The 3299-nt window shown below is 72.7% G+C and carries 4 protein-coding genes; 3 read left to right on the top strand and 1 reads right to left on the bottom strand.

Features of this window, described 5'->3' with window-relative positions; translation table 11 throughout:
- On the top strand, window positions 1-95 hold a 95-nt coding region (locus ABT403_RS38930; protein WP_351650166.1), incomplete at its 5' end, for an adenosylhomocysteinase.
- 104 nt (window positions 96-199) lie between these two features.
- On the top strand, window positions 200-862 hold the full coding sequence (locus tag ABT403_RS38925; RefSeq protein WP_344151434.1) for a hypothetical protein: 663 nt from the start codon (window positions 200-202) through the stop codon (window positions 860-862).
- Between the two features lie 22 nt (window positions 863-884).
- On the opposite strand, the gene ABT403_RS38920 is transcribed toward ABT403_RS38925, so the two are convergent.
- The gene (locus ABT403_RS38920; RefSeq protein ID WP_344151437.1) at window positions 885-1796 is read right to left on the bottom strand and encodes an RDD family protein; all 912 of its coding nucleotides are present in this window, start codon (window positions 1794-1796) and stop codon (window positions 885-887) included.
- Between the two features lie 111 nt (window positions 1797-1907).
- On the opposite strand from ABT403_RS38920, the gene ABT403_RS38915 reads away from it, so the two are divergent.
- Entirely contained in the window at window positions 1908-2915 is a 1008-nt protein-coding gene (locus ABT403_RS38915) for a stage II sporulation protein M (RefSeq protein WP_344151440.1), read from the top strand.
- The last annotated feature ends 384 nt before the right edge of the window (window positions 2916-3299 follow it).

Below are 3299 nucleotides of genomic sequence, written 5' to 3'. Positions count from 1 at the left end.
TGGGCGTGAAGCTGACGACGCTGCGTCCGGAGCAGGCGGAGTACATCGGCGTCAAGGTCGAGGGCCCGTACAAGCCCGACCACTACCGCTACTGATCCCCGCCCCGGCGGATCGCGCACACCCAGGCAGGCCCCCCGGCACCCCGTGCCGGGGGGCCTGCCCCATCCGCACCCCGTACGCCAGCCAAGGACCACAGCCCATGCCCCGCGGCCGCTACTCGCTCCACGACCCGCACGACCACACCCCGCTCGGCGAGGAGCACTTCCACTGCGCCCCCGGCCCCTCGGGCTGGCGGTACGTCGCCCAGACCACCACCCCCGGCGGCGACCACCGGGGCTCCGTCGACCTGGCCGTCGACGCGCTGGGCCGCCCCATCCGCCTCGAACTCAACGCCGCCGGCTGGCAGGTGCGCGGAGCCGCCATCGACGGGGTCACCTGGGTCCGCACCGACCCCGCCGGCGCCGAGGCCACCGAGGGCAACGTCGCCGCCCCCGGCTTCACCGGAACCTCCCCGGCCTTCCTCATCGCCACGGCCCGCCTGCTGCGCCTGACCCCCGGCGCCCCCGCGACCCGGATCCGGCTCGTCGCCCTCACCGACCCGGTCCTCGCGCCCCGCACCGTCGACCAGGCCTGGGCCCTGGTCTCGCGCGCCGAGCACCCCACCGACAGCGGCCCGCTCGTCGTGGACGAGTACCGGGTGACCGCCCTCGACACGGGCGAGGTCCACACCGTCCACATCGCCGGCGACGTGGTCCTCTCGGCCCCCGGCATCGAACTCGAACACCTGGAAACCCCGCCGTCCTCCTTCACGGACGGCGAGGACGACGCGGACGGCGACGGCTTCGACGACTTCGCGGACTAGACGGACTGGACGGACTGCAGCACTAGCCGGGCGGAGCGAACCCGGTGGCGCGCGGGGCGGGCTCGACGGGAGCCGCCACCGGCGGGACCACCGGCGGGACCACCGGCGGGACCGGCGCGGCCGGGGCAGGCGCCACCGGCATCGCCCCGTACCCGACGGGCGACGGCCCGGGCGCGGTGGCGGGTCCGGGCGCGAAGGCCCGGGCGGCGTCCCGCGACTGCCGCTCGTGCACCACGGCCATCAGGAACGCCGCCGCCGGCACCCCGGCCGGCGCGGGCGCCCCCGTACGGGTCACCACGTCGTCCGCGAGCCGCGCCGCCATCGCCGCACCCGTGTGCGGGTCCAGCTGGTGCATCCGCGTCAGGTACTGCCGGATCGCCAGCCACAGCCCGTCCGGCACCGCCGACAGGTCCAGCGCCGAGAACCGTCCCGCCAGCCACGGCGGCGGAGGCGGTACGGGCATCACCCGCGCCCCCGGCACCCGCTCCCGGATGACCAGCGTCCCCGCGAACACGTCCCCGATCCGCCGCCCCCGCCCCGACACCAGCGACGCGATGCAGGCCACCGTCCCGAAGGTCATCAGCAGCTCCACGACCCCCATGGCCCCGCGCACCAGCGCGTGCCGGAACCGGATCGGCCCGCCGTCCTCCCGCACCACCCGCAGCCCGCACGCCAGCTTCCCCAGCGAACGCCCGTGGCTCAGCGTCTCCACCGCGATGGGCACCCCGACCAGCACCAGCAGCAGAGTCGCCACCGCCACGGCCGCCTGCGCGGCCTCGTCCAGCCCGGAAGTCGCGAGTACCAGGGCGAAGAACACCAGCACGTAGGCGGTGAAGTACACGATCATGTCGAGGAGCACCGCCAGCGCCCGGCTCGGCAGCCGCGCCGGCCGCAGCCCCAGGACGACCGCGTCCCCCGTCACCAGACCGCTCACCGGATGCACCTTTCACCGACCTGACCCGCCCCTGTGTACCCCAGTCTGCCAAGCTGGCCGGAGGAGCAGCAGCCGTATCGGGCGGGCCAGGGGCAGGGGAGCGACAACCGGATGGATCTCGACGTCTTCGTAGCCGCCCACCAGGCGCAGTGGGACCGCCTGGAACAGCTCCTCGGCCGTGGCCGCCGGCTCACCGGGGACGAGGCCGACGAACTCGTCGCGCTCTACCAGCGCACCGCCACCCACCTCTCCCTGATCCAGTCGAGCGCCCCCGACCCGCAGCTCACGGGGCGCCTCACCCAGCTCGTGGCCCGCGCCCGCTCCACCGTCACCGGCACCCGCCGCGCGAGCTGGCGCGACGCCGCCCGCTTCTTCACCGCCGGTTTCCCGGCGGCCGTCTACCGCAGCCGCCGCTGGTGGATACCCACGGCGCTGCTCTCCACGGCCCTCGGCGTGCTCATCGGCTGGTGGATAGCCACCCACCCCGAGGTCCAGGGCGCCGTCGCCGCCCCCGAACACCTCAAGGAGCTGACCCGCCCGGGCGGCGAGTACGAGACCTACTACTCCAGCCACCCGGCGGCCTCCTTCGCCGCGAAGGTCTGGACGAACAACGCGCAGGCGGCCGCCGTCTGCCTGGTCCTGGGGGCCTTCCTGGGCCTGCCGGTCCTGTGGATCCTCTTCCTCAACATGGCCAACCTGGGGGTGGGCCTGGGCCTGATGGCCTCGGCGGGCCGCCTCGACGTCTTCCTCGGCCTGATCCTCCCGCACGGCCTCCTCGAACTGACGGCGGTGTTCGTCGCCGCGGGCACGGGCCTGCGCCTGGGCTGGACGGTCGTCGACCCCGGCCCCCGCACCCGCCGCGCGGCCCTGGCGGAACAGGGCCGCGCCGCACTCGGCATGGCCATCGGCCTGGCCGTGGTCCTCTTCGTCTCCGGCCTGCTGGAGGGCTTCGTGACCCCGTCGGGCCTGCCCACCTGGGCCCGGATCTCCATCGGCGTCGCCGCCGAGGCCGCGTTCCTCACGTACGTGTTCGTCCTGGGCGGCCGCGCCGCGCAGGCCGGCGAGGTGGGCGACGTGGAGGAGGCGGACCGGACGGCGACGCTGCCGACGGCGGCGTGATGTGCGTACAAGCCGGTTCAACTGCTAGTCTCCAGGTCGTCTCGCGAAGGGTGTTGACACATCCGGAGCGTGGAGGTAGATTCGAACGGTTGCCTCGAACTGGACAAGTTCGGCAGCGATGGTTTAAAGTCTTCTTCGCCCCCAAGAATCCAAGAAATTGCATTTCGCTGGGGCACATCCAGCTCTGAATCAGGAACTGAAGCCGGGAAATCCGGTGGAAAACTTCTGATAGAGTCGGAACCGCCGGAAAGGGAAAGCGCGAAAGCGAAGAACCTGGAAAGCGCAGAGAAAATCGGGTCCGAAAAGATCTGATAGACTCTGAACAGAACGAAAGCCCGGAGGAAAGCCCGAGAGGGTGAGTACAAAGGAAGCGTCCGTTCCTTG

It is taken from the genome of Streptomyces sp. NPDC000075, assembly GCF_040301925.1.
GTDB lineage: Bacteria > Actinomycetota > Actinomycetes > Streptomycetales > Streptomycetaceae > Streptomyces > Streptomyces polychromogenes.
This window is presented reverse-complemented; position numbering and strand designations above follow the sequence as displayed.